Below are 22,971 nucleotides of genomic sequence, written 5' to 3' on the forward strand. Positions count from 1 at the left end.
GCACTGCGGACGAGCCCGTCACTATTGCGGTCATGCGTTTTCTGCCGTGTTCGTGTCGTGGACCAGCAGGGCGATCTGGACCCGGTTGTTGAGATCCAGCCTGGTGAGGATCCGTGACACGTGCGTCTTCACCGTCGGTAGGGCCAGATGCAGTTCGCGGGCGATCTCAGCGTTCGAGCGGCCACGCCCGACCGCCAGGGCCACCTCCCGCTCCCGTTCGCCCAGTAACGCTAGGCGTGCGCGGGCGGCGGATGCCTGGGCGTCCCGACCCGCGCCGCCCGTTACCTGCTCGATGAGCCGGCGGGCGACGGCGGGCGAGAGCACCGGGTCCCCGGCGGCGGCCGTCCGGATGGCCGCGACAATGTCCTGTGGCGAGGTGTTCTTGAGGAGGAACCCGGCAGCACCGGCGCGCAGCGCGCCGAGTACATACGCGTCGGTGTGGAAGGTGGTCATCACCAGTACTTCCGGCGCGCCGGGCTGGGATCGGAGCGTTGCGGTGGCGGCCAGCCCGTCAATGTCGGGCATCCGGATGTCCATCAGCACCAGATCTGGTCGGTGCGCGGCGACCAGCGCGGGCACCTGCGCCCCATCAGCGGCCTCCGCGACGATCTGGATGTCCGGGGCACCGCCGAGCATCAGGCGCAGCCCAGCCCGCACGATCCCGTCGTCGTCAACAAGTAGGACCCGGATCACTCGCGCTACTCCTCCTGCCAGGCGGCCTGCCGGTGGCCGCGGCTGTTCGTCAGGCCAGGGTAGCCAGGCGGAGACCTGGAACCCACCGCCGGTCGGACCGGCCGTCAGGTCGCCGCCGACCAGTCGAGCCCGTTCAGCCAACCCGATCAGTCCCTGCCCCCCTCCCTTGCTTGGATGCGCAGCCAAGGCTGCTCCGGGCGGCAACGGATTGTGGACCTCGACTGTCAGCCTGTGCGCCGGGCTGCCTGTCACCCGTACCGCGACCGCCGCTCCGGGTGCATGCTTGCGGGCGTTCGTCAGCGCTTCCTGCACGATTCGGTATGCCGTGCGGCCCACCACTGGCGGCGGGGGCGGCCCGTCCGGCGGCCCGGTCAGCTCTAACCGGCCGCCCGTCGCTCGCACCTCTGTCACCAGCCGGGCCAGGTCCGCCAAATCCGGTTGAGGACGTTCGCCCTCCGCGGACGCCACGCGTAACACCCCGATCACGTCGGCCAGGTCCCGCTGTGCCAGGTGGGCGCTTTCCCGGATCACCCCGGCGGCTCGCGCGATCTCGGTCCGGGGCGCGTGCAAATTGAACTCCAGCGCCCCGGCGTGCACGCTCAGCAGCGACAGTCGGTGCCCGAGCACGTCGTGCATCTCGCGGGCGATCTCCTCCCGGGCCTCCCGCCGCGCTCGCTCGGCCCGCAACTCGGCGTCGGCCTCGGCCAGTTCCGCGCGCTCCCGCAGCGACGCGATCAACTGCTGCCTCGAGCGCCGAAACAACCCCCACCCGATGGCCCCGGCGAGCAGCGCGAAGTAGGTCAACGCCGAGTCGGCCCGATCTGCGGGCAGCTCCGCCACCCGCCAAAGAAGGACAGGCAGCGGCGCGAAGGCCAGCGCCGCCACCCACGCTGTGCTCCGCCACGGCCGGGTCGCGGCCACCGTGAACACCGCCACCAGCGCCGGACCGGTCAGGTAGTGCGTCCGGGCGCCGGCCAACAGCAGCACCACCGCCAGCGGTACCGGCCAGCGCCGCCGCAGCAGCACCGCCGCGCACCCCAACCCGCCGACCGCCTGATCGACGGCCCGCCACACCGGACCGACGTCCTGCGTGACCGGCACGGACTGCGAACTCACGGCGGCGAAGCCGGCGGCGAACAGCACCAAGCCAAGATCAGCCGCCCACTCCCGGTGAGTGCGGTGCATCGGGCGCATGCTGGCAATCTACGAGAACCCCGTTCGCGGCCGGATATCCAGGCCGCAACGAGATACCTAAGTACGAGCCCTCGGCCGCCAATGGACAACTTCCGTCACTGTGTGTCAGTCCCAAGCTCGATCCGCCGTCCGGCACCGTCGGATTACCGTCGCACCATGGCCAGCAACTCTTCGAAATCTCCCCTGGCGGCCCTGTCGGGCCTGCTCTGCTTCGTCTTGGTCGTCGGCGGCGTTAGTGGCCTCCTGCACGAATGGCTCGGCTGGATCCGCTTCATGGGTTTCGTTCGGTTCCTCATACCTAACGGTTATGAAATCTATGGTTACGTCGTCATGATCGCCCTCGGCGTTGCAGTGGGCGTGGCCGGCGACGCGCTCACCCGGCGAGCCGGACGATGAGCCAGTTAGGGCTGGTGCTACGGGTGCAGCCAAGGTACGGCCCAAAGGGGCAGTAGCGTGATCTTGAAAGGGGTACGGCCAAGGTAAGGGCAACACCCGCCATGAGTTGGTCATGCGAAGTTGAGGCACTCCGCGCCGCCGAGGAACGGTGAGCTATCAGTCGCCTGGCCCGGGCGCTGTGACTGACCTTGTCGGCTTGCTCGCCCTTGGAACGCTGGAAAACCTGGCCCTGGAGGCGTTCACGGAGGGCGACTTCCCCGGGCGTCTCCGGGTCGTCAGGGTGCCGGATCCGGGCGGGCGTGGGCCGGAGCGGCGAGCCGTCGTCCGCGGCGGCCTGCTCGGCTTCGGCGAACGCCCGGTAGAGGGAGGCCACCGACGGAGGACTGCCCGCGTTCTTGCCGGTCTTGATGGTGAGCTTCTTCGCGATGTTCGGGACGGGTACGCCCTTGTCCTTGAGCGCGAGGGCGAAGATGAGCGAGTCGTCGTCGATGACTTTCGGCCGGCCGCCGTGGTTGCCCTTGGCGGCGGCGAGGACCTGGCCTTCGAGGGTCTTCTCCCGGATGTAGTTGCGTTCGATCTGCCCGGCGACGGCGAGCACGGCGAAGAACATGGCGCCCATGCCGTTGGGGTCGTAGATGCCGGTGAGCGGGCCGGTGAGCAGTTCGAGCTGAATGCCGCCGGCCTGCAGGTCGGCGGAGAGCGTCATCAGCTCGGCGGCGTTGCGGGCGAGGCGCTTGAGCTCGTGGACGGTGACGATCACGGGTGTCTCGGGCGCGGCCTCCTTGAACTGGTGGGCCAACGCGAGCGCCTTCTCCAGCTCGGGCCGAACCTTGACCCGGGTGCTGATCTGCTCCTGGAAGATCTTGTGGCACTCGGCCCGGCGCAGCGCGTCGAGCTGGCTCGCCAGCTCCTGGCGGGCGGTCGACGTGCGTGCTACCCGATCCGGATCGCCCGCTCGGTCCGCGGCGCCGGGACCACCACGAGGGCCCGACCCTGCTTCCACACCCGGCAAGGCCCGCGGTCGGCGGGCACCGGCACGTCGAGTTCCTCGCGCAGCGCGGGCACCAGACCGAAGCGCGCGGTGTGGTACTTCGCTGTGGTCTTTGCGCCCCGGGTGCGGCAGGCGTTGCCCGCGGGTGCACCGCAGTTCGGGCAGTCGTGACGTTCGACCGCCGTCGCGGCCCGATCGGGCGTCAAGTTCATGCCCACAGTCTCGCAGAACCGTCTCACACAAGAATTAAGTTCTGAGAGGACTTTTGCGAGTGGCGACCTGCGTAAACACGATCGCCTGCTGGCCTCTCGCAGAACTCGCGCAACTGACCGTTTCTGCGAGAGGCCGCACGGGGTCCACCAACGCAAGATCACCCTTAGTGTGACTTTCCCGAACGTTAGTCCTCAAGCGCCGGTTCCCGGCGGGCAACGTCACCGAGAACCTTCACCGCCACCGGCTGGACTCCCCGGTGGCACCAAGACGAAACAGATCTCCTGCTGGAGTGTTAGTGGGCCAGTTCCGTCGAACTGAGCGGTGAGACGGCCGGCGAGTTGTTGCAGGCGCGTTTGCGTTCGTCGTAGTGCCGGCCGGGCTGGTTGGCTCTCCACCAGGCGCGGTCGATGGATAGTCCTCGGTCTTGGACGCTGCCGGGTCGTGCTCCGGGTGAGTGGCGGTGGGGTCCCCCGACAGGCGGGTGGCCATGCGACTGGCCGAATGGTTGGCCGCCGACAGCGCGGTCGCTTTCATCCCGTGAGTATGCGGACGTCTGCGGTCGGCAGGTCCTTGGACCACCAGTGCTCGTACCGGCGGTAGACTGCGGAATCGCGGTCCAACAGGAACGCCTGCAATGCGGCGGCTTCCGCAGCAAGCCCGTACCATTCGTCGCTGGTCAGCCGATGGAAGGCCGTTGCTTCAATGCCTCCCTCGACTGGCCGCCACACCCCAGCCGCAAAACCGTCGATGAGCAGGGTCGGCAGGACGTCGCCGTTGCGCCGCAGAATTAACGAGCGATACTCCGGAGGGATAACGCGACTTCGATCGGCGTACGCGAGCAGGATGCTGTCCCACATCGGCAGCAGGCGGGGCGGGGCCACCGTGTCCTCGGCGGGATACCGCCCCCCAGGCACATCGAACAACATTTCGCCACTCGGGCCGGTCAACGTCTCGATGCCCCCGCCCAGCTCTTTCAGCGCGTTCTGCACCACCGACCGCTTGAGGATGGTGAACTGCGCGATGTCGAGCATCGAGGCGGGGCCGAATGCCGCCAGGTAACGCAGGATCAAGAATTGTACGGACTCGCTCCAGTTCTCCGCCGCCACGGTGGCTGGGGCGGCGCGGTACGACGAGGGCGCCTTGAACGACCATGGCCCGCCGGTCGGCACCTGGTGCAGAGGCGCGTACGTTCGTAGCGCCCACCACACTCCCTGCCTGGGCTCCCCGAGCCGGGCGGCGAGCATCTCCTCGACCTCCGCGCCGGTGCGCGGCTGACTGGTGAAGAGCGCCAGGTAAGGAAGCAGGGCGTCGGCTTCGGCGATAGACAGCCCACTTATCGTGAAGCGGCGGTCGCCCAGCCGCGGGCCGCGCAGGTTGGGCAGCATCGCCGCGTGAAAGTACGGGTAGTCGCTGGCGTGCACCACATGCAGCGTCAGGCGCATCAGCGTCGCCTTGACCAGGTTGCCCTCCTCGAAGGCGGACGCGAGGGCCGCCGGGTCAAAATCGGCGAGCCGATTCCACAGGGCGAGGTACGGCGACGCCGGCTCCTGCGCCTGTAGCGCGACGAGGCGTCGTACGGCGTCGACGACGTTCACCGACTCCCGGCGCAGAAGCATCTGCCGGTCGAGTGTCGCCCGGTTGAGCTGCCGTGAGTTAAGGCTCACGCGACCCTTACCTGCTGCTGTGGCCATACGTACCAATCCGATGAAACGTATTCTTGATCGCTCTCGCGAGCATAGCGGGGCTCTGGCTACCAGGTCCTATCCTGACGCTTTTCGAGCTATGGGCGAGCTAACCAGAGATGAGGCAGCGGACGAAACCATGTGGCCAACCAACCCTCGCAGTTCTGGCCAGCTATGCCTCGCAGATCGCGGAAGCAACCGAGGTCACGGCCGCCCTACTGGCCAACTAACGGTCGAAGTCACCCGGAACCTCCACGGTTCGCATCCCCGCCAGCGGCAGGCCTCGGCGCCAATCCCGGGTGCGACGCGGTTCGGTCCACGGCCGGCGTCTCCGGCCCCGCGCCCGCGCAGCCACTCCATCGATCTTCATCAGTTGACTTGCCGGACTCGAAGTCGTAGCTTGCGAGGAGAAAGCGCTTTCCTAGGGGCCCGGCGCTAGATCCGGGCGCCGGGTCCGTTCGCCCCCCCGAGCCGAGAGGTACCAGACGATGCTCGATCCGCACGCCGCCCACCGACCGGTCCCGGTTGCCGTCCTCCGGATCCTGGTTGTCCTGACCACCGTCGCGGCGGCGCTCGGCGGGACGGCCACCGACGGTTCGGCGGCGCCGTTCCCGGGCGCCCTCACGGCCGGCCCCGAGCTGTTCGTCGCGCCGACCGGCGACGACGCCAACCCCGGCAGCATCGATCAGCCGCTGTCGAGCCTGCACCGGGCCGTCGAACTGGCCACCCCCGGCACCACCATCCAGCTCCGCGCCGGTACGTACGCGCCGGGCACGAACATCCGGATCATGAAGGACGGCACGGCGGCACAGCCGTACACGATCACCGCCTACCGGGGCGAGCAGGTGCTCCTGGACGGGGAGAACCTGCCGCACACCCCGGCCCCGGTGGACGGGAGCATCCCCAACCTGGAACGCGGGGTGCTGCACATCGAGGCCGACTTCTGGCGCATCGTCGACATCGAGATCGCGAACGGGCCGTACGCGATCTTCTGCCGGGACTGCAACAACAACCTCTTCGACCGGCTGGTGACCCGGGACAACTACGAGTCGGGGCTCCAGATCCAGGGCGCCGCCAGCAACAACCAGGTGATCAACCTGGACAGCTACGGCAACCGGGACCCGCGCAAGAACGGCGAGAGCGCCGACGGGCTGGCCATCAAGGAGGGCTCGGGCGCCGGCAACCTGGTACGCGGCGTGCGGCTGTGGAACAACTCCGATGACGGCTTCGACGCCTGGGAGTTCCTCTCCCCGATCACGATCGAGGACTCGGTCGCCTGGGGCAACGGCTTCAACCGCTGGAACCTGCCGGACTACACCGGCGACGGCAACGGCTGGAAGCTCGGCGGCGGCGACGAGGACCTGCCGGCCGGCCACGTCGTCCGCAACTCGATCGCGTTCGACAACGCGGTCGGCGGCTTCATCGACAACGCCAATCCGGGCCGGCTCGTACTCGACCGCAACACCGCCTGGCGCAACGGCCGGGTCGGATTCGACCTGGCCGACGCCGACGCCGAACTGACCCGGAACCTGGCCGTGCAGAACCCGACGCCGGCCCTCACCGGCACGTCGACCAGCACCGGCAACTCCTGGGACCTCGGCGGCGACTGGCCGCTGGCGAGCACCGACCCGTCCCGGATCACCGGCCCCCGTACGGCCGACGGCGAGATCCCGTCCTCGGACTTCCTCCGCCCCGCCAACGGCGCCGACATCGGCGCCCGGCTGTAAGGAAGGGCCCCTTCCTATCGCTTTTTGTATAGGAAGGGCCCCCTCCTAACCGCCCTCCTAACCGCGCAGCTCACAGGGTGACCGGCAGTGCGGCCAGCCGCCAGGTGCCCGGGTCCGGGATCCGGTGCGGCTCGTCCGGCGGGCCGGCGGGGGCGAGGGCGGGAAAGCGGTCCAGCAGCGCGCCGAGCGCGACCTCGACCTGCACCCGCGCCAGCGGGGCGCCGAGGCAGAAGTGCGGGCCGTGGCCGTACTCCAGGTGTCCGGGCGGCCCGGCGGGGCGGCGCAGGTCGAGCCGTTCGGGGTCGGCGAAAACCCGGGGGTCGCGGTTGACCGCACCGAGCGCGGCGGTGACCGGCTCGCCCTTGCCGATCGGTACGCCGGCGATCTCCACGTCCTGGCGGGTGTAGCGGGGGACGGTCAGCAGTTGCGGGCCGCACCACCGGGTCAGCTCCTCGACGGCACCGGGCATGAGGGCGGGTTCGGCGCGGAGCGCGGCGAGCTGGTCGGGATGGCGGAACAGGGCCTCCAGCGCGTTCGTGATCAGGTTGGTCGGGGTCTGCCCGGCGAGGACGAGATGCCAGACGAAGGTGATCAGCTCGTCCTCGCTGAGCCGGTCGCCGTCCTCGGCCCGGACCCGGATCAGGTTCGAGACCAGGTCGTCGGCGGGTTCGGCGGTACGCCGCGCGACGGCCGCCCGGGCGCCGTCCATGATGCCGGGAATCGCCTCGGCGAAGCGCTGACCGTGCCCGGCCGCGACGGCGGCGCCCCACTCCTGCCAGCGGGGGCGGTCGGACTCGGGGATGCCGACCAGTTCGCAGATCACCTCCATCGGCAGCGGCTGGGCGAGGTGCCGCAGCAGGTCCACCGCGCCGTTCTCGACGTGCTCGGGCAGGTCGTCGAGGAGCCGCGCCACGATCGGCTCGATCCGGGGGCGGAACTCGGCGGCCCGGCGGGCGGTGAAGGCCGGTGACACCAGCCGGCGCAACCGGCTGTGCTCCGCCCCCTCCATCTCCCCCATCGTCCGCATGTACGGCAGGCAGTGCTCCGGCACGTCCGGGCGCAGGTAGCTGCTGGGATTCAGCTCGAACCGGGGGTCGGCCAGCATCGCCTTTGCGTCGTCGTACCTGGTCAGGGCCCACATGCCGCCGAAGCCGGGTGCCACCAGCCGGGCCACCGGGGCGAGTTCCCGCACCCGTCCGTACGCGCCGAACGGGTCGTGCAGCACCTCGGGATCGGCGAGGTGGACCTCGGGTACGGCGGCGGGGTTCGTGGTGGCCTCGGTCATGGCGCCCTCGTCTCAGATGGTGTCCTCAGATGTTCTCATCATCTGAATGGTGACGGTATCTTGGAGTCCGACCCAGGGCAAGGGCGGAACCCGAGGAGGACGATGGCGCGGCTCAGCAGGGCGGAGGCCCAACGGCGCAACCGGGCCAGGGTGCTGGCCGCCGCGCGGGACGAGTTCACCGAGCGCGGCTTCCGGGACGCGAAGATCGACAACATCGCCGAGCGCGCGGAACTGACCCGGGGCGCGGTCTACTCCAACTTCCCCGGCAAGCGCGCGCTCTACTTCGCCGTCCTGGCCGAGGAGGTCGAGATGACACCGGTCGAATCGCACGCCCAGCCCGGCGGCACGCCCGCCGAGGCACTCGGGGCGTTCGCCCGGGCCTGGGTCGCCCGCCTCCCGCTCGCCACCGAGGACGAGCGGAGTGCGGCCCGGCTCGGTCGGGACCTCGTACCCGAGATCAGTGCCGACGAGCGGACCCGGCTCCCGTTCGCGCAGCTCCTGCGGCTCAACGCGATCCTGCTCGGGCTCGCCCTGGAGCGGCTGCCCGCCCGCCGCCGCGCCGCCGACCGCCGCCGGGTCCGCGTCGCCGAGACCGTTCTCAGCACGCTGTACGGCGCCAGCCAGCTCGCCGACGCCGCGCCCGGCTTCGTCGAACCGTTCACCGTGGTACGCGCCTGCGAACAGCTCGCCGACCTCGACCTCGACGACGAGTGGGCGCCCGCGCACCTGCCGTACGTCCCACCGGCCCGCCCCACCGACGAGCGCTGGGCTCCCCCGCCGGTGACCGACGCGGTGCGGGGCGAGTCCGTGCCGCTCGACGGGGACGCCGTGGTCGCCGTCCTCGGGCTGCACCGGCTCGCCGCCGTCGAGGAGGCGGTACGCGCCGCCCCCGCCGGAGCCGAGGTGACCGCCGTGCTCGTCACCGGAGCCCCCGACGAGTTGGCCCCGCTGGCCCGGTTGGTCGTCGCCGAGTTCCGCGCCTGTCTGCGACCGGCGTTCCCGCCCTCGGCGTGGCCACGGCTGCGGGTCGTACACGACGAGTCCGGCGCGGTCGCCGCCTCGGCCGGCGTACCCGTGGTGAGTGACGCCACCGAGACCGCGATCCGGGTCCGGGCCGGCCGGATCGTCGCCCGCGCCGACGGGTACGGTGCCTGCCACGCCGCCGCGACCGCCGCCGGCCGCTGAGGTCACGCCCGGCCGCGAGGTGCGGTCGCCTGACCGCGTGGACACCTGCGATCATTCGCGGGTGGGTACCACGATCCGACTCGTCCGGCTCGACGACGTGCCGGCGCTGACCGAGCTGCTCCGGGCCAACCGGGAGTTCCTCGCCCCCTGGGAGCCCCTGCGCGGCGACGACTACTTCACCGTCGAGGGGCAGGAGGCCGTGATCCGGACCGTGCTGTCTCAACACGAACAGGGCTTCACCCTGCCGTACGTCATCCTCGACTCCGGCCGGCTGGTCGGCCGCATCACGCTCAACGAGATCGTGCGCGGCCCGTTCCAGTCGTGCCGGCTCGGCTACCTGGTGGGCTCCGCCGACAACGGCCGGGGTGTCGCCACCGCCGCCGTCCGCGCCATGGCCGGGGTGGCCTTCGCGGAGTTGGGGCTGCACCGGATCGAGGCGGGCACCCTCCGGCACAACCTGGCGTCGCAGCGGGTGCTGGAACGCAACGGCTTCACCCGGTTCGGTGTGGCCCCGAAATATCTCAAGATCGCCGGCGAGTGGCAGGACCACGTGCTGCACCAGTTACTGACGCCCGTGCCCGACTGACCCGGTCGGTGAACCGCCGGCCGGATCCTCGACGTGCCGCACCGGCACGAACCCGGCCGGCCCGCACCGCCGCCGGCCGGTTCAGAAGGATGTCCCGGACATCGACCTGCGCATCCGGATCAGCCGCACCGGGGTACCGCCGGCCGGATCCTCGACGTGCTCCACCGGCACGAACCCGGCCGCCTCGTACAGCGGCCGGCCGGCGAGCGTGGACATCAGCTCAAGCGTGGTGAACCCCTCGGCGGCGGCGGCCTCCGCACACCGGGACAGGATCAACCGGCCCACCCCCCCTCGGGCGAACGCCGGGTGGGTGTACATCGCCCGGACCTTGGCCGGGTCCCGGGCGGGATCCAGCAGCGCCGGGTCCCGGCCGGCGGAGTGGTCGCCGCCGTAGAGGGTCGCCCGGCGGCTCCAACCGCCGCAACCGGCCACCCGACCGTCCAGTTCGGCCACGAAGTAGGTGCCGTCGTCGATGAGCTGGGTGTCGATCCCCATGATCGATCGGCTGGACCTGATCTGCGCGTCGTCGAGAAAGCCCTGCTGCAACTCTGCTATCGCGGCCTCGACCAGGGGCAGCAGCGTGGGTACGTCCTCGCGCCGGGCGAGCCGACTCGTCAGCGGCATGGCTCCTCCACTCAGGCGGGAGCGACCGGCGTGGCCGGTCGCTCGTGATCATCGCACCCTAGTCAGGGCGGCGTGGGCGACCGGCTAGCGTGCCGGGTGGCACGAACTGTTGCGAGGTGCCTCGCTCCGGCGAGGAGAATCGGGAAGCCGGTGTGAATCCGGCACGGGCCCGCCGCGGTGACCAGGGAGCCACCGTCCACGCGCGTCACGCGCAGCCACTGGCCTTGCGGCTGGGAAGGCGGACGGCGCGGCGTCGAGCTGGGAGTCCGAAGACCGGCCTCGCGTCCGCAGCCCCGGGGTGCCGGGGCGTGACCGCAGCGGGAGCCTGCCCATGAACACCGAGTTCTACGACGTCATCCACCGCCGCCGCGACGTACGCGGCCAGTTCACCGGCGCGCCGATCCCGGCCGGGGTGCTGGACCGGGTACTCGGCGCGGCCCACGCGGCGCCCAGCGTCGGACTGTCCCAGCCCTGGGACTTCGTCGTCGTGCGCGACCGGACGATCAGGGAGGCGTTCCACCGGCACGTCGGTCGGGAGCGGGACGTCTTCGCCGCCACCCTGGACGGCGAGGCCGCCGAACGGTTCGGGCGCATCAAGATCGACGGAGTGCGCGAATCGACGCTGTCGATCGTGGTGACCTACGACCCCGCCCGGGGCGGCCCGGCGGTGCTGGGGCGGCACGCCATCGCCGACGCCGGCCTCTACTCGGTCTGCCTGGCCGTCCAGAACCTGTGGTTGGCGGCCACCGCCGAACAGCTCGGGGTGGGCTGGGTGTCGTTCTACCGGGAGGAGTTCCTCGCAGACCTGCTCGGCATCCCGGCCGGGATCCGCCCCGTGGCATGGCTCTGCCTGGGACCGGTCACCCGGCTGGAAGCCGTACCCGATCTGGAACGGCACGGTTGGCGTCGGCGCCGCCCCCTGGCGGCCGCGCTGCACGAGGATCGCTGGGGAGGCGGGCGACCGGCGGGGGACGCCGCCGACGGTCCCGGGGTTGGGAGCCGGCAGCCAGAAAATCTCGGTGGTTCGGACTAGACATCCTCCCGGGCTCTGCTACAGTTTCTCGGGTCGAGAGATAAAGAAAGACGCGGACGAAGAGTGTCCGGCCGTGAGGTCACGACGGGCACAGCGGTAGTAGGACAGTGGTGGTAAAGGTGTTACCCGGCGTGCCATACGCCGGGCGTCGCAGGTGGGGCCGAGGCACGTTCAGGGCTCCAGCTGAAGATTGCGCGACAGGTGCCCAGACCCGAGAAGTTGCGTGGGGTTCCGGCATCGGCGAAGTACGGAAGTAAGAGTTGGAAGCAGAGGAAAGGGAGGGCCGTACACCATTGGATCGCCCGCCTAGCGGCCGGCAATCAGGCCAGGCGGACACCGTTGGTCCCATCGAACGAGAGGTGGTATCCGGTCACGCTTATGCGATCCTCACACCCGATGCCGCACAGGTACCCGGTGTGATGTGAACCGACTTCTTGTCGGCAGATGGTGCTTCTGAACCCTGACCCTGGGCCCCGGCGCGAAAGCGCCGGGGCCCTCGACATGGAGGTGGAATGACCCAAAGCCCCGATGACATGTTCGGCGACGAGGACTACCCCGCCTACACGATGGGCCGTGCCGCGGAAATTCTCGGCACGTCACAGGATTTTCTCCGCAGGTTGGACGAGGCGAAGCTCATCGACCCGCACCGTTCGACCGGTGGACACCGCCGCTACTCCCGGTACCAACTACGCCTGGCCGCCCGGGCCCGCGAACTGGTCGACCAGGGCACCGCCCTGGAGGCCGCCTGCCGGATCATCATCCTCGAGGACCAGCTACAGGAAGCACTGGAGCAGAACCGGAAACTCCAGGGCGGCTGATCCGGCGACCCAGGCCACGCCATGCCCGCCGGTGCGGCGGGCATGAGCACCTGATTCCGAGAGGCGGACCGGTGATCGTTCCCGCGCGCTTCAACGGTCCGCCAAGCTCGGGCAACGGTGGCTACTCCGCTGGCCTCTTCGCCGGCCACGCCGACCGAGAGGTGACGCTGCGCCGGCCGCCGCCGCTGGACACGCCCCTGTCGATGATCGACGGGCAGGTCCGCACGGCCGACGGTGCCGTCGTGGCCGAGGTCCGACCGCCCGGCGAGGTCGACACCCCGGTCCCACCGATTCCGTACGCCGACGCGCTGCGCGCCGCCACCACGTACGCCGGTTTCGCCGACCACCCCTTCCCGACCTGCTACGTCTGCGGGCCCGATCGACCGGACGGCCTACGGATCTTCCCCGGGCGGCTGCCGGACGACTCGACGGCCGCACCCTGGACGGTGCCGGACGACGTGTCGGCCCCGACGGTCTGGGCCGCCCTGGACTGCCCCGGCGGCTGGGCCGTCATCGCCGCCGGCCGCCCGTACGTGCTGGGACGGATCACCGTACGGCTGGGCCGGCTACCCACGCCGGGAGATCGGTGCGTGCTGCGCGGCGCCCTGGTGGCGGCCGAGGGACGCAAGGCTCTCGTGCACACCACCCTGTACGGCCCGGACGGCGCGGAACTCGCCCGCGCCCGCGCCACCTGGATCGGGATCGCCGGCTGAGGGCCCCGGAGGTGGGGAAACCTGGTGTCCTCGTTCCGTTGTGCCTGCCCCACACAGTGGGTACCAGGGCGGGGACGGCCGGGACCGTCGCCCGCGACGACCTAGACGGACAGGGGTACCCATGTTTCTGATCTTCGGCCTGCGCACCAAGGCCCACCGGCTCGGTCTGGTACCGATGGCCTGCCGGGTGTGCGGGCAGTCCGGGAGCATGCTGCTGGTGCGCGAGGTGACCAAGTTCAGCCTGTTCTTCGTCCCGCTGATCCCGGTCCGGACGAAGCACGTGCTCTACTGCACCAACCCGCTCTGCGGCGCCCACTCGACCATCAGCGCCGGCGAGGCCCGGCAACTGCTCGCCGCCGGCACCGGCTCGCCGCGCTGACCGGGCGCAGCACGACCGTGGCGAGCGCGTCGATGAGTGGCGCCCTTCCCCGTGGCGCCCCCGCCGAGCAGGACCGGTCGACCGCTCATCGGGCCGTGCTTGCGCACCCGGGTTAGCGTGACCGGATGTTGGTGGCCCGGAAGACGAGCTTCTGGCGGAGTCGTTACGAGATCAGTGTCGACGGCCGTACGGTCGCCACCTGGGACAGCAGCGTCTGGAAGAGCGGCGGCAGCTTCGCGCTGGACGGTGGCCACTACCGGGTGCGCGGCAACGCCTGGGGCAACCGGTTCGGCATGGTCGACGCGGACGGCGTGACCGTCGCCTCGGCCGACCGGGTCGGCCGGAAACGGTGGACGGTCGAGGCCGGCGGGCGGACGTACGACTTCCAGCGCGCGTCGCTGTGGAGCGACGAGCAGGAGCTGCACACCGGAGGCCGTCGGGTCGGATCGGTGCGGCGGACCAGCGTCTGGCGTGGTGACATCGCCGCCGAGCTGCCCGGCCTGCCGCTGCCGGTGCAGATCTTCGTGCTCGGCGTCGTCATCACGATGTGGAACCAGCAGGCCGCCGCCGGAAGCTGAGCCGGCCGCCCGAGTCAGCGGCCGGCGGTGGTTAGGCGGGGGCCCTTCCTCTACAGAAAGCGATAAGCGGGGGCCCTTCCTTACACCAAGGGCCCCCGCTGTGCGACCGTGCCGGTTACCGCAGGCCGTTGGCCACGGCGGTGATCAGCTCGCCGTTGGTGGTGTCACCGGAGAGCTCCCAGAAGAACGAGCCGCCCAGTCCCTGGCTCTTGGCGTACGACATCTTGCCGCCGATGGTGGCGGGGGTGTCGTAGCTCCACCAGTTGCTGCCGCACTTGGCGTACGCCGTGCCGGCGATGGTGCCGGTGCTCGGGCAGGTGTTCTTGAGGACCTTGTAGTCCTCGATGCCCGCCTCGTAGCTGCCCGGCGCCGCGCCGGTGGCCGTACCGCCCGGGGTGGCCTGGGTGACGCCGGTCCAGCCCCGACCGTAGAAGCCGATGCCGAGCAGCAGCTTGCTGGCCGGGATGCCCTTGGTCTTGAGCTTCTGGATCGCCGCGTCGGACCAGAAGCCCTGCTGGGGGATTCCCGGGTACGAGGTCAGCGGCGAGTGTGGCGCCGTCGGCCCCTGCGCGGCGAACGCGCCGAAGTAGTCGTACGTCATCGGCATCAGCCAGTCGAGGTTGTTGATCGCCCCGGCGTAGTCGGTGGCGTCGATCTTGCCGCCGTCGCTGCCGTCCGCGGTGATCGCCGCGGTGACCAGGGCCGAGGAGCCGAACCGGGTGCGCAGCGCCGAGACGACGCTCTTGAACGCGTTCGGGCCGCTGGTGTCACAGGTCAGCCCGCAGGCGTTCGGGTACTCCCAGTCGATGTCGATGCCGTCGAAGACGTCCGCCCAGCGCGGGTCCTCGACCAGGGCGTGGCAGGACTCGGCGAACGCGGCCGGGTTCTGCGCGGCCTGGGTGAAGCCGCCGGACCAGGTCCAGCCGCCGAAGGACCAGATCACCTTGATGTGCGGGTACATCTGCTTGAGCTTGCGGAGCTGGTTGAAGGTGCCCCGCAGCGGCTGGTCCCAGGTGTCGGCGACGCCGTCGACGCTCTCCGCGGCGGTGTACGCCTTCTCGTAGTCGGCGAAGCTGTCGCCGATGGTGCACCGGCCACCGGTGGTGTTGCCGAAGGCGTACATGATGTGGGTCAGCTTGCTCGCCGACCCGCTGGTGTGGATGTTTCGGACGTGGTAGTTCCGGGCGTAGACGCCCCACTGGGCGAAGTAGCCGACGACCTTGCTGCCACCGGGGTTCGGCTCGCCGGTCGGCGGCGGAGACGTGGGTGGGGTCGTCGGTGGGGCCGTGGGTGGCGTGGTCGTCGGCGGGGTGGTGGGGGTGCTGCCGCCACCGCACGAGGCGCCGTTGACGGTGCAGCTCAGCGGTGCCCGGTACGCGCCGGTGCCGACGTAGCCCCAGCTGATCGACGCGCCGGGGGCGAGCGGAGCCGCCCAGCTCTTCTTGACCGCCACGTAGCGATCGCCGCTGCGGGTGACGTCGGCGTCCCAGAAGCTGCTGACCGTCGTGCCGGCGGGCAGTTGGAACTCGATCCGCCAGGTGGCCACGGAGGCGTCGGTGCCGTTGTTGACGGTGACCCGGACCTCGTGACCGGATCCCCAGTCGGAGGTGCTGGCGAAGCTGGTGGTGACGCTGCCGGCGCCGAAGGCCGCGGCGGCCGGGACCGCGGTGACGGCCAGCGCGACCGCGACGCCGGCGAACAGCGCCCGGCGGATTGATCTCCTCATGTGGCGCTCCCTATTGTTAGGAAACTTTCCATAAAACTGAGGCGACGCTACTCAGCCGTTCACCGCTTCGTCAAGATGTCCATCTTTCAATTTCCCGCGCCGCTCAGCGCGCGGTGGCCGCCTCGTGCGCCCGCGCGGCGGCGGCGAAATCCCGACGCTGCGGCGGGATCTGCCGCAGCCAGGTCGACGCCAGCCCCAGCAGCTTCCACAACTGCTGTACGTCCCGGTCACTCGTCCGGTGCGGGAAGCGCACCTCCCGGAACGGCGGAAGCCGCAGCGCGAACGGCCCGGCGGCGACCTGCCGGGCGTCGGGCCCGGCGTAGAGGAAGACCTTCCCGCGACCGCCGTGGCGGCACAGCTCGACGACGAAGTCCTGGACGTCGGCGAGGGTGACGTCCCGGAAGCCCTCGAACTGGAACGGGTCGGCCGAGTCGTAGACCGCCAGGGTCATCGTGAGTACCGGGAAGGTGGGATAGGACCGGTAGCTCGCTGTCAGCAGGCAGTGGCCCTCCTCCACCGCACGGGCGAGGTCGGCGACCTCCGCCGCGGGCAGCCCGTCGAGGCGGACGAGCACCGTCGGCCCCTCCTCGGAGGCCAGCACGAACGGGATCATCGGTTCCAGCCGGGCGGCGATATCGGACAGCGCATAGTGGAACGACACCGTGTGGCGGTCGTCGGACGGGGACAGGCCGAGATTGGCCAGGGTCGCCCGCTCCTCCGCGGCCTGCGGATCGGCGCGCGGCAGGTCGAGCGCCGCCAGGTCGAAGGTCGGATCGCGGTGTTGACGCCGAGAGAAGAGCCCCATCAGCCGAGCGTAGGCACCGGCACCGGGAGGGGTCCCGACCCTGCCGGTTCCGGCCACCGCCCCGCGCGGCAGCCCGCCGTCGGCGGTCGGACCCGTCGGCGCCCCGGCCGAGCCGACCGAGCCGGCCGCGCCCCGACGGACCGCTGGTGCGACATCGTGGTTCGCCGATCCGATAACTTCCCCGCCGTACCCAGCCAGGGAGGCAAGATGCGGCTTCGGAAGCCTTGGACCGGCACCACCCGACGTCTCGGCGCGCTGGCCGGCGCCGTCCTCCTCGGGTTGGCTCCGGCCGCCATCGGCGGGTCCCCGGCCGGCGCCGATCCCCGGATCGGCTACCTCCGGTTGGCACACCTGTCCCCGGACACGCCGGCCGTCGACGTCTACCTCAGCAGCGCGACCGGATCGGACGAACCGCAGGTCTTCGAGGCCGTCGGCTACGGCGTGGTGTCGCCGTACCTGCCGCTGCCGACCGGCCGGTACGCGGTGGCGATGCGCCGGGCCGGGGCGCCGGCCGAGGACCCACCGGTGCTCACCACCGGAGTCGCGGTCGCCCCGGGCGCGGCGTACACGGTCGCCGGGGTCGGCCGGTACGCCGGCCTGGGGCTGCGGGTGATCGAGGACGATCTACGGGCCCCGGCGAAGGGGCGGGCGAAGGTCCGGGTGGTGCAGGCCTCGGTACGGGCCCCGGTGATCGACGTCGCGGTGGCCGAGGGGGGCGCCATCGCCGACGGCGTGCAGTTCGCCACCACCACGCCCTACCAGCAGGTCGAGCCGGGCCGGTGCACGCTGCGGCTGCGACCGGTCGGGGCGACGCCGACCACCGCCGACGTACGGCTGCGGGCCGGGACCGTCTACTCGCTGCTCGTGCTCGACGCGGAGCGGGGTGGGCTGACCACCGACCTGCGGGTCGACGCGCGCGGCGGGGTCGTGGTGCCGGCCGGCGGCGTGGACACCGGCGCCGGGGGTACGGCCGAACGGGTCGACGCGCCCGGCGACCCGGCGTACCCCCCGGGGCCGGCCCTGGTCGGCGCGCTCGCCGGGCTCGCGGTGGCGGCCGGCGCGCTCGCCCTCCGGGCCCGTCGCCCGCGCCGGTGCTGAGCATCGTTCCGGCCGGTCCCGAGGCGCCCCGCCGGCGGTGGCCGATCCGGCCGCCCGGCGCGGCCGGCCCGCCCGGCGCGGTGATCCTGGCGCTCTGCGCGGTCGTCGGCGCCGTCCTCGGCATCGCCGTGACCCCGGACGCCGCCCCACCGTCGCCGGCCCCGGCGGCCGCGCCGCTGGCCGCCCCGCCGGCCGCCACCTGCCCACCCGACTGCGTGCCCCGGGTCGGCCGGCCCGTCGAGCCCACCCCGAGCGGCCCTCCGACCCGGGTACGGATCCCGCGCGTCCGGCTCGACGCGGCGCTGACCCCGCTGCGGCTGGACCGGGCCGGCCGGCTCGTGCCGCCGGCCGACTTCACCCGGGCCGGCTGGTACGTCGGCGGAGCCGCGCCCGGAGACGTCGGACCGGCGGTGCTCGCCGGACACCTGGACTCCCGCACCGGACCGGCGGTCTTCCACCGGCTGCCCGAGTTGCGCCCCGGGGACCGGGTCGAGGTACGGCGCGGTGGCGACTGGCTGCGGTTCCGGGTGACCGCGAGCAGCCGGTACGCCAAGGACGACTTCCCCACCGCCGCCGTCTACGGGCCCGCCCCCGGCCCGGAGTTGCGCCTGGTCACCTGCTCGGGACGGTTCGACCGGCGCAGCGGGCACTACCCGGACAACCTGGTGGTCTTCGCCGTCACCGACGCCGCGGCGCCGCCCGGCTGACCCGGCCCGGTCCGGGACGCTTTGTCGGCTCAGACGCGACGGCGGCCGGCGAAGCCGCAGTCCACCCGGTGGTACCAGCCGATGTCGTCGTCCCCCTCCAACCAGCACCAGAGCACCGGCCGGCCGGCCCGCTCCCCGGGAAAGTCGAGCAGCAGCGGGGCGAACCCCTTGACCTGGATGTCGTGCCCGCTCAACTCCTCGAGGACGCCGAAGATCCGCGCCTCCAGCCCCTTGATCTCCGCCAATCCGCCCAGCGGGCTGAGCGCCCCGGGCTCGGCCAGGTCCGCCCGCAACTCCGCCAGGTCGGCGCGGAGCACGATCAGCTCATCGAGCCGGGGACGCAGCGTGGCGACCAGATGGCGCGCCTGGGCGAGGGTGAACACGTCGACAGTATGGGGCAGGCCCCGGGCCGGCCGGGCCGGGCGCCCCGCCCACCCGGGTCACTCGCTCTGCGCGGCGATCTCCCGGGCCCGGTCCCGGGCCGCCTCCAGGGCCGCGAGCAACGCCGCCCGTACCCCGTGCTTCTCCAGTTCGCGGATCGCCGAGATGGTCGTACCGGCCGGCGAGGTCACCGCCTCGCGGAGCTTCACCGGATGTTCGCCGGAGTCACGCAGCATGGTCGCCGAACCGATGGCGGTCTGCACGATCAGCTCGTGCGCCACCTGACGGGGCAGGCCGAGCAGGATGCCGGCGTCGACCATCGCCTCGACCAGCAGATAGAAGTACGCCGGTCCGGAGCCGGAGAGGGCGGTGACCGCGTCCTGCTGCGACTCCGGGACCCGGATCGTCGCGCCCAGCGGTTTGAACATCTCCTCGGCCAACGCGAGGTGTGCCGCCGTGGCGTGGGAGCCGGCGGAGATCGCCGTCATCGCCTCGTCCACCAGCGCCGGCGTGTTGGTCATGACCCGGATCACCGGCGTGCCCTCCGGCAGCCGCCGGGCGAAGAAGCCCGTCGGCAGGCCGGCGCAGAGCGAGACCACCAGCTTCTCGGGCGGTACCTTCGGTCCGATCTCGTCCAGCAGGGCACCGGCGTCCTGCGGCTTCACCGACACCGCGAGGACCTCTGCCTCGGCGACCGCGGTCAGGTTGTCCACCACCCGTACGCCGTACCGGGCGGCGATCTCCTCGGCCCGTCCGGTCCGCCGGGTGGTCGCCAGCAGCCGGTCCACCGGCCAGCCGGCCCGGAGCAGGCCGGAGAGCATCAACTCGCCGATCTTGCCGGTGCCGATCACCGCGACAGTGTGCACGCCGGGTGCCATCCGTACCCCCTTCCGGTGCCCGCCGCGGGCCACCCGCCCGGTCGACGACGGACGCGGGCGCGGCGGTGGTGGTCCCGCCGGCCGGCCGGCGTCCGCGGGCGGCCCACGAAGGGGCCGGCGGCGCGGACGACGGCCGGTACGGCGGAGGCGAAGAATCCGCCGTCAGCTGCCGAAGAAGACCTCGGCCTCGGTGTAGCGCTCCAGCGGCACGGTCTTCAGCTCGCGGGTCGCCTCGGCCAGCGGCACCCGGACGATGTTGGTGCCCTGCATGGCCACCATCTTGCCCCAGTCGCCCTCGTTGACCGCGTCGATCGCCTGCAGACCGAGCCGGGTGGCGAGCACCCGGTCGAACGCGGTCGGCGTGCCGCCGCGCTGGATGTGGCCGAGGACGACCGTCCGGGCCTCCTTGCCGGTCTTCGCCTCCAGCTGCTGGGCCAGCCACTGGCCGATGCCGCCGAGGCGGACGTGCCCGAACGCGTCCAGCTCCTGGTTGTGCAGCACCATCTGCCCGTCGAGCGGCTGCGCGCCCTCGGCGACGACCACGATCGGGGCGTACTGGTGCTGGAAGCGCTTCTCGACGTAGCCGGCCACCTGCTCGACGTCGAACTGCCGCTCCGGCAGCAGGATCACGTTGGCGCCACCGGCGAGGCCGGCGTGCAGGGCGATCCAGCCGGCGTGCCGGCCCATCACCTCGACGACGAGGGTCCGGTGGTGGCTCTCGGCCGTGGTGTGCAGCCGGTCGATCGCCTCCATCGCGATGTTCACCGCGGTGTCGAAGCCGAAGGTGTAGTCGGTGGCGCTGAGGTCGTTGTCGATCGTCTTCGGCACGCCCACCACCTGGACGCCCAGCTCGTGCAGCTTGGTGGCGACCCCGAGGGTGTCCTCGCCACCGATCGCCACCAGGGCGTCGACCCCCTGCTGCGCCAGGTTGGTCTTGATCTGCTCGACCCCGCCCTCGATCTTGAAGGGGTTGGTCCGGGAGGAGCCCAGGATGGTGCCGCCGCGCGGCAGGATGCCGCGCACCTCGGGGATGCCGAGCGGCTTGGTCAGGCCCTCCAGCGGGCCGCGCCAACCGTCGCGGAATCCCACGAACTCGTGGCCGTAGGTGGCGACGCCCTTGCGGACCACCGCCCGGATCACCGCGTTCAGACCCGGACAGTCACCACCACCGGTGAGCACGCCGATACGCATGATCTGCTCATCCTCCAGGAACTTCGAGTAAGCCCGTCAAGCCCCAGGGTCGAAGTCAGGTCAGACCGTCGGCGTCATTGCCGGCCCGGGGCGGGCCGTCATTGCGCACTGTAGTCGCCCGCCCCGGGGCAGGCCAGCGCGCCCCGGACCGCCACCGCACCAATCCCGACACCGACCCCCAGACCGCCCCGCCGGCCAGCGCCGCACCGCCGGGCCGCCGCACCGCCGGGCCGCTGCCCGCGCCGCCCGCCCGCCCGCCCGGCAAGATCCGCGTGATCAGGGAGGCGTACCCGCGACGCGCCGACGACACGCCCGGAAGACTCCCTGATCACGGCGATCTTGGGGGTGGGGTCATGGCGTGCCAGCGGGCCAGGTTGTGGCGGGCGTCGACCAGGGCGTCGTGCCGGTCCGCGGCGGCGTCGGGCAGCGGTGGGCGTCCCCGGTCGTCCCAGCGCTGCCGCAGCTCCTTGGTGAACCGGGGTATCTCCCGGGGCAGCGCCGGCATCGCCCCCCAGAGCTGGGCCAGCGCCACGTGGTCGTACGCCGCGTACCAGGCCCAGAGTTCGAGCTGCTCGTTCGGCCGGCCCCGGATCGGCTCGACCAGGAACTCGTAGAGGTCGTCGCGGATCCGCTCGCGCGACCGCCACGCCCGGTCCCCCGGCGAGGGCAGCTTGTCGAGCACGTGCCGGCGCACCCAGGGCACCGCCCGGGAATCGTCGAACTCCGTGGATACGGCATAGAACTCGCGACCGTACTCGTCGACGACGCCGATCGACACCAGGTCGACGAGCCGGCCGTCCTCGATGAACTCGCAGTCGTAGAAATAGCGGTAGACCATCGCGGCCATCCTCACCCACGCGCCCGGTGACCCGGTAATCGGGGTGGCAATAGCGCATCGATTCCGACCCATCGGATCTGCCCACCGGTGATCCATTTGGCGCGTCCGGGGCGGAGCGGGCGGTCGACCCGTACGGTGCCGGCCCGCCGGTCAGCCCGGCTGTGCCGCGGCCGGCCGGACGCGACGGTGCTCCCCCTCCGGCCGGCCGCGGCTCCCCGCGCCCCCGACCCGCCACGCCCCCGTACGGCCCCCACCCTGCGGCGGATCTGACAACCACAATGCCCGCCGGCGGGCGGCAGAACTGTCACAGAAGTGATTTCGGGGGTGTACAGCAAGCGACACGACCGTCATGATCTGATGTGTACCGCTACCGGACTCCTCCGGTATCACGTTTCATCTTGCTCCCCGGTCGGTTGCGGGTCGTCCGGGAGCAGACTGTGGTCCTTACCGGGGAGGGGTTGAGCCTTGGAGGTTCGCCTGCCTGAGCCGGGCGACGCCCTCACCGGCGTCGAGATGTTCGCCGGCCTTGAGCCCGAGGTGCGTCAACGGGTGATCGCCGCGGCGGTGCCGCGGACCTACCGCAAGGGCCAGCTGCTGTTCGTGGAGAACGATCCCGGCGAGTCCCTGATCGTGCTCCGCCGGGGCGCGGTGGCGGTGTTCCGCACCGCCCCGACCGGCGAGCGTGCCGTGCTCAACGTGATCCGCCCGCCCGACGTGCTGGGCGAGGTGTCGCTGCTGGACGCGTCCACCCGGTCCGCCTCGGCCGAGGCCATCGAGGACTGCACCGCCCTGGCGCTCTCCCGGGGCGCCTTCATGGAGCTGGTGCACTCCAACCCGCGCATCCTCGACGCGGTCATGCGCTCGCTCGGCGGGCTGATCCGCCGGCTGACCGAGCAGAACGCCGACCACGTCTTCCTCGACCTGCCGGGTCGGGTGGCCAAGACACTGGTCCGGCTGGCCGGCGAGAGCCAGGCACCGATGATCACGATCGAGCTCAACCAGAGCCAGCTCGCCGAGATGGCCGGCGGCTCGCGGCAGAGCGTCAACCAGGCCATCGGGTCCTTCGCCAGTCGCGGCTGGCTGCGCACCGAGGGGCGCCGGATCGTGGTGACCGACGTCGCGGCGCTGCGGCGCCGGGCCGGCATGGCCGACCGCTGAGCACCGCCCCGAGGCGGATCCGGCGCCGGGCGGTGCCGTCCGCACAGGACAGCGGGCGTACCGGAAGCCCGCGATCGCGGCCCCGGTACGCC

General features: G+C 71.5%; 22 protein-coding genes, 3 pseudogenes and 1 riboswitch. Of the genes and pseudogenes, 12 read left to right on the top strand and 13 right to left on the bottom strand.

Features of this window, described 5'->3' with window-relative positions; translation table 11 throughout:
* Positions 1–30: 30 nt before the first annotated feature.
* Positions 31–779 (bottom strand): annotated as a pseudogene (locus ACQEUR_RS13445) (response regulator transcription factor).
* A 394-nt stretch (positions 780–1,173) separates the two neighbouring features.
* A pseudogene (locus ACQEUR_RS13450) lies at positions 1,174–1,887 on the bottom strand (histidine kinase); the annotation flags it as partial.
* 156 nt (positions 1,888–2,043) lie between these two features.
* On the opposite strand from ACQEUR_RS13450, the gene ACQEUR_RS13455 reads away from it, so the two are divergent.
* Positions 2,044–2,283: a hypothetical protein gene (locus ACQEUR_RS13455; RefSeq protein WP_433030042.1), complete on the top strand. Its 240-nt coding sequence runs from the start codon at positions 2,044–2,046 to the stop codon at positions 2,281–2,283.
* On the opposite strand, the gene ACQEUR_RS13460 is transcribed toward ACQEUR_RS13455, so the two are convergent.
* The 3 genes from ACQEUR_RS13460 to ACQEUR_RS13470 form a co-directional block, all read right to left on the bottom strand.
* A complete protein-coding gene (locus ACQEUR_RS13460; RefSeq protein ID WP_433030044.1) occupies positions 2,261–3,286 on the bottom strand; it encodes a recombinase family protein in 1,026 nt (341 codons plus the stop codon). The genes ACQEUR_RS13455 and ACQEUR_RS13460 overlap by 23 nt on opposite strands.
* A complete protein-coding gene (locus tag ACQEUR_RS13465) occupies positions 3,217–3,486 on the bottom strand; it encodes a zinc finger domain-containing protein (protein WP_433030046.1) in 270 nt (89 codons plus the stop codon). The genes ACQEUR_RS13460 and ACQEUR_RS13465 overlap by 70 nt, the downstream gene beginning before the upstream one ends.
* Positions 3,487–4,017: 531 nt before the next feature.
* Positions 4,018–5,151, bottom strand: coding sequence for a winged helix DNA-binding domain-containing protein (locus tag ACQEUR_RS13470; protein WP_433030048.1), 1,134 nt, complete (start codon positions 5,149–5,151; stop codon positions 4,018–4,020).
* Between the two features lie 506 nt (positions 5,152–5,657).
* Between ACQEUR_RS13470 and ACQEUR_RS13475 the strand changes: the two genes are divergently transcribed.
* The gene (locus ACQEUR_RS13475) at positions 5,658–6,896 is read left to right on the top strand and encodes a right-handed parallel beta-helix repeat-containing protein (RefSeq protein ID WP_433030050.1); all 1,239 of its coding nucleotides are present in this window, start codon (positions 5,658–5,660) and stop codon (positions 6,894–6,896) included.
* A 70-nt stretch (positions 6,897–6,966) separates the two neighbouring features.
* Here ACQEUR_RS13475 and ACQEUR_RS13480 read toward each other — a convergent pair whose 3' ends face one another.
* Positions 6,967–8,181 (bottom strand): cytochrome P450 family protein, encoded by a 1,215-nt coding sequence (locus ACQEUR_RS13480; protein WP_433030052.1) that lies wholly within the window; start codon positions 8,179–8,181, stop codon positions 6,967–6,969.
* A 102-nt stretch (positions 8,182–8,283) separates the two neighbouring features.
* Here ACQEUR_RS13480 and ACQEUR_RS13485 point away from each other — a divergent pair, with 102 nt between their 5' ends.
* Together ACQEUR_RS13485 and ACQEUR_RS13490 are read left to right on the top strand one after the other, a co-directional pair.
* Complete coding sequence (locus ACQEUR_RS13485; protein WP_433030054.1) at positions 8,284–9,366, top strand: TetR/AcrR family transcriptional regulator; 1,083 nt, start codon at positions 8,284–8,286, stop codon at positions 9,364–9,366.
* A gap of 61 nt (positions 9,367–9,427) precedes the next feature.
* Complete coding sequence (locus ACQEUR_RS13490; RefSeq protein ID WP_433030055.1) at positions 9,428–9,952, top strand: GNAT family N-acetyltransferase; 525 nt, start codon at positions 9,428–9,430, stop codon at positions 9,950–9,952.
* Between the two features lie 81 nt (positions 9,953–10,033).
* On the opposite strand, the gene ACQEUR_RS13495 is transcribed toward ACQEUR_RS13490, so the two are convergent.
* Positions 10,034–10,576 carry a GNAT family N-acetyltransferase gene (locus tag ACQEUR_RS13495; protein ID WP_433030057.1) on the bottom strand — a complete coding sequence of 181 codons (543 nt, stop codon included), beginning with the start codon at positions 10,574–10,576 and terminating at the stop codon, positions 10,034–10,036.
* A gap of 97 nt (positions 10,577–10,673) precedes the next feature.
* A riboswitch (cobalamin riboswitch) is annotated at positions 10,674–10,872 on the top strand.
* Between the two features lie 35 nt (positions 10,873–10,907).
* On the opposite strand from ACQEUR_RS13495, the pseudogene bluB reads away from it, so the two are divergent.
* The 5 genes and pseudogenes from bluB to ACQEUR_RS13520 form a co-directional block, all read left to right on the top strand.
* Positions 10,908–11,528, top strand: a pseudogene (gene bluB / locus ACQEUR_RS13500) (5,6-dimethylbenzimidazole synthase); the annotation flags it as partial.
* Between the two features lie 593 nt (positions 11,529–12,121).
* Positions 12,122–12,427, top strand: coding sequence for a helix-turn-helix domain-containing protein (locus ACQEUR_RS13505; RefSeq protein ID WP_433030059.1), 306 nt, complete (start codon positions 12,122–12,124; stop codon positions 12,425–12,427).
* A gap of 71 nt (positions 12,428–12,498) precedes the next feature.
* Complete coding sequence (locus ACQEUR_RS13510) at positions 12,499–13,140, top strand: PaaI family thioesterase (RefSeq protein WP_433030061.1); 642 nt, start codon at positions 12,499–12,501, stop codon at positions 13,138–13,140.
* Positions 13,141–13,261: 121 nt separating this feature from the next.
* Positions 13,262–13,519: a zinc-ribbon domain-containing protein gene (locus ACQEUR_RS13515; protein WP_433030063.1), complete on the top strand. Its 258-nt coding sequence runs from the start codon at positions 13,262–13,264 to the stop codon at positions 13,517–13,519.
* Positions 13,520–13,644: 125 nt separating this feature from the next.
* Complete coding sequence (locus ACQEUR_RS13520) at positions 13,645–14,097, top strand: hypothetical protein (RefSeq protein ID WP_433030065.1); 453 nt, start codon at positions 13,645–13,647, stop codon at positions 14,095–14,097.
* 115 nt (positions 14,098–14,212) lie between these two features.
* On the opposite strand, the gene ACQEUR_RS13525 is transcribed toward ACQEUR_RS13520, so the two are convergent.
* Both ACQEUR_RS13525 and ACQEUR_RS13530 read right to left on the bottom strand, forming a co-directional pair.
* Positions 14,213–15,823 (bottom strand): glycosyl hydrolase family 18 protein, encoded by a 1,611-nt coding sequence (locus ACQEUR_RS13525; RefSeq protein WP_433030067.1) that lies wholly within the window; start codon positions 15,821–15,823, stop codon positions 14,213–14,215.
* A 103-nt stretch (positions 15,824–15,926) separates the two neighbouring features.
* Positions 15,927–16,628: a hypothetical protein gene (locus tag ACQEUR_RS13530; protein ID WP_433030069.1), complete on the bottom strand. Its 702-nt coding sequence runs from the start codon at positions 16,626–16,628 to the stop codon at positions 15,927–15,929.
* A gap of 207 nt (positions 16,629–16,835) precedes the next feature.
* Here ACQEUR_RS13530 and ACQEUR_RS13535 point away from each other — a divergent pair, with 207 nt between their 5' ends.
* Positions 16,836–17,726, top strand: a complete 891-nt coding sequence (locus tag ACQEUR_RS13535; RefSeq protein WP_433030071.1) for a DUF4397 domain-containing protein — start codon at positions 16,836–16,838, stop codon at positions 17,724–17,726.
* Positions 17,720–18,433 (top strand): class F sortase, encoded by a 714-nt coding sequence (locus ACQEUR_RS13540; RefSeq protein ID WP_433030073.1) that lies wholly within the window; start codon positions 17,720–17,722, stop codon positions 18,431–18,433. The genes ACQEUR_RS13535 and ACQEUR_RS13540 overlap by 7 nt, the downstream gene beginning before the upstream one ends.
* 29 nt (positions 18,434–18,462) lie before the next feature.
* On the opposite strand, the gene ACQEUR_RS13545 is transcribed toward ACQEUR_RS13540, so the two are convergent.
* From ACQEUR_RS13545 to ACQEUR_RS13560, 4 genes are all read right to left on the bottom strand, one after another.
* Entirely contained in the window at positions 18,463–18,816 is a 354-nt protein-coding gene (locus tag ACQEUR_RS13545) for a DUF2203 domain-containing protein (protein ID WP_433030075.1), read from the bottom strand.
* Positions 18,817–18,873: 57 nt separating this feature from the next.
* Positions 18,874–19,692 carry a pyrroline-5-carboxylate reductase gene (proC, locus tag ACQEUR_RS13550; RefSeq protein WP_433030076.1) on the bottom strand — a complete coding sequence of 273 codons (819 nt, stop codon included), beginning with the start codon at positions 19,690–19,692 and terminating at the stop codon, positions 18,874–18,876.
* 162 nt (positions 19,693–19,854) lie between these two features.
* Positions 19,855–20,883 (bottom strand): 6-phosphofructokinase, encoded by a 1,029-nt coding sequence (locus ACQEUR_RS13555; RefSeq protein WP_433030078.1) that lies wholly within the window; start codon positions 20,881–20,883, stop codon positions 19,855–19,857.
* 328 nt (positions 20,884–21,211) lie between these two features.
* Positions 21,212–21,721 (bottom strand): polyadenylate-specific 3'-exoribonuclease AS, encoded by a 510-nt coding sequence (locus ACQEUR_RS13560; protein WP_433030080.1) that lies wholly within the window; start codon positions 21,719–21,721, stop codon positions 21,212–21,214.
* A gap of 465 nt (positions 21,722–22,186) precedes the next feature.
* Between ACQEUR_RS13560 and ACQEUR_RS13565 the strand changes: the two genes are divergently transcribed.
* Positions 22,187–22,879, top strand: coding sequence for a Crp/Fnr family transcriptional regulator (locus tag ACQEUR_RS13565; protein ID WP_192771356.1), 693 nt, complete (start codon positions 22,187–22,189; stop codon positions 22,877–22,879).
* Positions 22,880–22,971: the final 92 nt, after the last annotated feature.

The sequence above is a fragment of the Plantactinospora sp. CA-290183 genome, from assembly GCF_050936375.1.
GTDB lineage: Bacteria > Actinomycetota > Actinomycetes > Mycobacteriales > Micromonosporaceae > Plantactinospora.

Bases quoted from the DNA above. Each gene is read 5' to 3' on its own strand.
- ACQEUR_RS13455 (WP_433030042.1), top strand. From the start codon at position 2,044: ATGGCCAGCAACTCTTCGAAATCTCCCCTGGCGGCCCTGTCGGGCCTG.
- ACQEUR_RS13465 (WP_433030046.1), bottom strand. From the start codon at position 3,486: ATGAACTTGACGCCCGATCGGGCCGCGACGGCGGTCGAACGTCACGAC.
- ACQEUR_RS13475 (WP_433030050.1), top strand. From the start codon at position 5,658: ATGCTCGATCCGCACGCCGCCCACCGACCGGTCCCGGTTGCCGTCCTC.
- ACQEUR_RS13480 (WP_433030052.1), bottom strand. From the start codon at position 8,181: ATGACCGAGGCCACCACGAACCCCGCCGCCGTACCCGAGGTCCACCTC.
- ACQEUR_RS13485 (WP_433030054.1), top strand. From the start codon at position 8,284: ATGGCGCGGCTCAGCAGGGCGGAGGCCCAACGGCGCAACCGGGCCAGG.
- ACQEUR_RS13495 (WP_433030057.1), bottom strand. From the start codon at position 10,576: ATGCCGCTGACGAGTCGGCTCGCCCGGCGCGAGGACGTACCCACGCTG.
- ACQEUR_RS13505 (WP_433030059.1), top strand. From the start codon at position 12,122: ATGACCCAAAGCCCCGATGACATGTTCGGCGACGAGGACTACCCCGCC.
- ACQEUR_RS13515 (WP_433030063.1), top strand. From the start codon at position 13,262: ATGTTTCTGATCTTCGGCCTGCGCACCAAGGCCCACCGGCTCGGTCTG.
- ACQEUR_RS13520 (WP_433030065.1), top strand. From the start codon at position 13,645: ATGTTGGTGGCCCGGAAGACGAGCTTCTGGCGGAGTCGTTACGAGATC.
- ACQEUR_RS13525 (WP_433030067.1), bottom strand. From the start codon at position 15,823: ATGAGGAGATCAATCCGCCGGGCGCTGTTCGCCGGCGTCGCGGTCGCG.
- ACQEUR_RS13530 (WP_433030069.1), bottom strand. From the start codon at position 16,628: ATGGGGCTCTTCTCTCGGCGTCAACACCGCGATCCGACCTTCGACCTG.
- ACQEUR_RS13535 (WP_433030071.1), top strand. From the start codon at position 16,836: ATGCGGCTTCGGAAGCCTTGGACCGGCACCACCCGACGTCTCGGCGCG.
- proC (WP_433030076.1), bottom strand. From the start codon at position 19,692: ATGGCACCCGGCGTGCACACTGTCGCGGTGATCGGCACCGGCAAGATC.
- ACQEUR_RS13555 (WP_433030078.1), bottom strand. From the start codon at position 20,883: ATGCGTATCGGCGTGCTCACCGGTGGTGGTGACTGTCCGGGTCTGAAC.
- ACQEUR_RS13560 (WP_433030080.1), bottom strand. From the start codon at position 21,721: ATGGTCTACCGCTATTTCTACGACTGCGAGTTCATCGAGGACGGCCGG.